Source organism: Pseudonocardia sp. SID8383 (assembly GCF_009864975.1).
Classification (GTDB): Bacteria; Actinomycetota; Actinomycetes; order Mycobacteriales; family Pseudonocardiaceae; genus Pseudonocardia; species Pseudonocardia alni.
Window position 1 is genome coordinate 1 of the sequence record NZ_WWFY01000144.1, and the last position, 4,002, is coordinate 4,002.

The 4,002-nt window shown below is 75.0% G+C and carries 3 protein-coding genes; all 3 read left to right on the forward strand.

What is annotated here, in order from left to right:
- Window positions 1-350 precede the first annotated feature (350 nt).
- Window positions 351-1,088: an SDR family NAD(P)-dependent oxidoreductase gene (locus tag GTW08_RS03695; protein WP_073574088.1), complete on the forward strand. Its 738-nt coding sequence runs from the start codon at window positions 351-353 to the stop codon at window positions 1,086-1,088.
- 23 nt (window positions 1,089-1,111) lie between these two features.
- Window positions 1,112-1,918, forward strand: a complete 807-nt coding sequence (locus GTW08_RS03700) for an enoyl-CoA hydratase/isomerase family protein (RefSeq protein ID WP_073573940.1) — start codon at window positions 1,112-1,114, stop codon at window positions 1,916-1,918.
- A 53-nt stretch (window positions 1,919-1,971) separates the two neighbouring features.
- A partial coding sequence (locus GTW08_RS03705) for an FAD-binding and (Fe-S)-binding domain-containing protein (RefSeq protein ID WP_346009844.1) occupies window positions 1,972-4,002 on the forward strand: 2,031 nt, incomplete at its 3' end.

Below are 4,002 nucleotides of genomic sequence, written 5' to 3' on the forward strand. Positions count from 1 at the left end.
GGCCCGCCGGGGACCCCGCCGACGGACCCGAGCCGCCCACGGGCGTCCTGCCGCGGATGCGCCCGCCGTCCGAGGAGCCCGAGCCACCGACCGGCGTCCTCCCGCGGATGCGTCGTCCGCGCCGGGACGCCGAGCCCACGACCGGGGTCCTCCCCGGACCCCCGACCCGCGCGAGGAGACCCTCCCGCTGTTCTTCGACCGGCCCTCCGGCCCGCTGCCCGTGGTGCGCTGACCCGGCCCGGCGTCACGGACCCGCCGGCGAAGATTGACCATGGGGGCCGGTGTCGTCATCGTGGGCGGGGTCCGACACCGGTGTCGGCGACCAGGAGGTGGACCGGCCCGTGGGCAGGATGGACGACCGGACGGTGCTCGTCACCGGGGCCGGGCGCGGCATCGGCCGCGCCACCGCACTGCGGCTCGCCGGGGAGGGCGCCCGGGTCGTGGTGACCGACCTCGACGGCGACACCGCCGCCGCGACCGCCGCGGAGCTGGGCGGGGCCGGGACCGCGTACGCCCTCGACGTCGCCGACCCCGACGCCGTGCGCGACACCGTCGAGCGGGTCCGCGGCGACCTCGGCCGGATCGACGTGCTGATCAACAACGCCGGCTGGGACAAGGTCGGCGCGTTCGTCGACTCCGACCCGGCCGACTGGGACCGGATCGTGCGGATCAACCTGTTCGGGGTGCTGCACACCGCGCACGCCGTCGTCCCGCACCTGATCGCGCAGGGGTCCGGGACGGTGGTGAACCTCGCCTCCGAGGCGGGCCGCGTCGGGTCCAGCGGCGAGGCGGTCTACTCCGCCGCCAAGGGCGGGGTCATCGCGTTCACCAAGACCCTCGCCCGCGAGGTCGCCCGGCACGGTGTCAACGTCAACTGCGTGTGCCCCGGGCCCACCGACACCGCGCTGTTCGCCGACGTCGTCGAGGGGAACGACCGGCTGCGCGACGCCCTGGTGAAGGCGATCCCGTTCCGCCGCCTGGCCCGCCCCGAGGACGTCGCCGCCACCGTCGCCTTCCTCGCCTCCCCCGACGCCGACTACCTCACCGGGCAGACCGTCAGCGTCAGCGGCGGCCTGTCCATGCTCTGACCGCAGCCCCCGGGAGGACCCCCATGACCCTCGACCCGAGCACCTACACCCAGCTGCGGTTCGAGCGCCGCGACGACGGCGTCCTGCTCATCACCATCGACAACCCGGCCAAGTACAACGCCGCCGACGAGGTCCTGCACGGCGAGCTCACGCGGGTCTGGCGGGACGTGTCGTCCGACGCCGCCACCCGGGTCGCGGTGATCACGGGGGCCGGGAGGGCGTTCTCCGCGGGCGGGGACCTCGGCATGGTCGAGCGGATGGCCGGCGACCACGAGCGCGTCGCCCACATGCTCCGGGAGATGTCCGACCTGGTCTGGAACATCATCGACTGCGAGAAGCCGGTCGTGTCGGCGATCAACGGGGTCGCCGTCGGCGCCGGGGTGGTCGTCGCGCTGCTCGCCGACATCGCGATCGTCGCCGAGGACGCGAAGCTGGGCGACGGCCACGTGAAGCTCGGCGTCGCCGCCGGGGACCACGCCGCGATCATCTGGCCGCTGCTGGCCGGGATGGCGAAGGCCCGCTACTACCTGCTGACCGGCGAGATGGTCACCGGCGCCGAGGCCGAGCGGCTCGGGATGGTCGCCAAGGCGGTGCCGCGCGAGCAGGTCCTCGACGAGGCGCTGCGGGTCGCGCACGCCCTGGGCACCGGCTCCCAGCAGGCCATCCGGCTCACCAAGCGGGCGCTGAACTCGTGGCTGCGCAGCGCCGGACCGGCCTTCGAGCAGTCCGCCGCCTACGAGATGTTGACCTTCATGGGCCCCGACGTGGTGGAGGGCGCCGCCGCGCTGCGCGAGAAGCGTCCCCCGAACTTCCCCTCGGCACGGGGCTGACCCTGGGGCAGGGTGGGTGCACGCGCGTCCCACCACACGCCAGGAGCACCACCGTGACCCTCACCGGATCGCCCGCGGAGACACCGCCCACCGACCCGGCAGGCCGCCCGGCCCTGCACGCCCTGCACGACCGGCTCGCCGCCGCGGTCCGGCCCGCCGCCGTCGCCACCCGGGCGATCGACCGGCTCCGGATGGCGCACGACGCGTCGCACTTCGCCCGCACCCCGGCCGCGGTGGTGACGGCATCGAGCGCCGCCGAGGTCGCCGCGCTGTTCCGCGCCGCGGGCGGGGTGCCGGTGACCTTCCGCTCCGGCGGGACGAGCCTGTCCGGCCAGGCCGTCACCGACGGCATCCTCGTCGACGTCCGCCGCCACTTCCGCGGCATCGAGATCGAGGGCGACGGCGCCCGGGTGCGGGTCGGGCCGGGCGCGACGGTGCGCTCGGTCAACACCCGCCTGGCCCGGTACGGCCGGATGCTCGGCCCGGACCCGGCCAGCGAGGTCGCCTGCACCCTCGGCGGGGTCGTCGCGAACAACTCCTCGGGCATGGCCTGCGGCACCGCCGCGAACAGCTACGCGCTGCTGGACTCCGTCGAGTTCGTCCTGCCCTCGGGCACCACGCTGGACACCGGTGCCCCCGGCGCCGACGACGAGCTGCGCGCCCGCGAGCCCCGGCTGTGGGCGGGTCTGGCGCGGCTGCGCGACCGGCTCCGCGGCGACGCGGCGCTGCGCACCGAGATCGAGCGCCAGTTCTCGCTGAAGAACACCATGGGCTACGGCCTGAACTCCTTCCTCGACCACCACGACCCGGTGCAGATCCTGGCCCGGCTGCTCGTCGGCTCGGAGGGGACGCTGGCGTTTCTCGCCTCGATCACCATGCGCACCGTCCCGGTGCTCGCCCACACCCGCACCGGGCTGCTGGTGTTCGACGACCTCGCCGCCGCCAACCGCGCGCTGCCCGGCCTGGTGGACTCGGGCGCGGCGACGATCGAGCTGCTGGACGCGACGTCGCTGCGGGTCGGACAGGGCGATGGGGCTGCGGTCGACGCCGTCCCCCTCCTCGGTTCGCTGACCGTCGACGAGCACGCCGCGTTCCTCGTGGAGTACCGCGGGCACACCGTCGAGGAGGTCACCCAGCTCGCCGGGGACGCCTCCGGGCTGATCTCCGGGCTGCCGCTGCGGGGCCCGCGGGAGCTGTCCGCGGACCCGGTCGCGAAGGCCGGGCTGTGGACGCTGCGCAAGGCGCTCTACGCCAAGGTCGCCGGCGCCCGCCCGCCGGGCACCGCGGCGCTGCTGGAGGACGTCGCCGTACCCGTCCCGGACCTGCTCGCGACCTGCGAGGGCCTGATCGCGCTGTTCGCGAAGCACGACTACGACCACGCCGTGATCTTCGGGCACGCCAAGGACGGCAACGTCCACTTCATGCTCACCGAGGACCTCGACGACTCGGGCACGGCGGGCGGCCGGGACCGCTTCGGCCGGTTCACCGACGACATGGTCGACCTCGTGCTGGCCCACGGCGGGACGCTCAAGGCCGAGCACGGCACCGGCCGGATGATGTCGCCCTTCGTCCGCCGCCAGTACGGCGACGAGCTCTACGAGGTCATGCGGGAGATCAAGCGGCTCTGCGACCCGCAGGGGATCCTCTCCCCCGGCGTCGTCCTCGACGACGACCCGACCGCGCACCTGGCCGGACTCAAGTCCGCCCCGGCAGTCGAGTCCGAGGTGGACCGCTGCGTGGAGTGCGGGTTCTGCGAGCCGGTCTGCCCCAGCCGTGACCTGACCACCACCCCGCGGCAGCGGATCGTGCTGCGCCGCGAGATGGCCGCCGCCCGGGCCGCGGGCGACGAGGCCCTGCTCGCCGAGCTGGAGGCCGACTACGCCTACGACGGCGTCGACACCTGCGCCGTCGACGGCATGTGCGGCACCGCCTGCCCGGTCTTGATCAACACCGGCGACCTGGTGCGACGGCTGCGCGGCGAACGCGACCACGGCGCCGCGGGCGCGGGCTGGACCCTCGCGGCGAAGCACTGGGGCGCCACCACCCGGGCCGCCGGGCTGGCCCTCACCGTCGCGCGGGCCGTA

Excerpts from the sequence above, each read along its gene's own strand:
- GTW08_RS03695 (WP_073574088.1), top strand. The coding sequence starts at position 351 with ATGGACGACCGGACGGTGCTCGTCACCGGGGCCGGGCGCGGCATCGGC.
- GTW08_RS03700 (WP_073573940.1), top strand. The coding sequence starts at position 1,112 with ATGACCCTCGACCCGAGCACCTACACCCAGCTGCGGTTCGAGCGCCGC.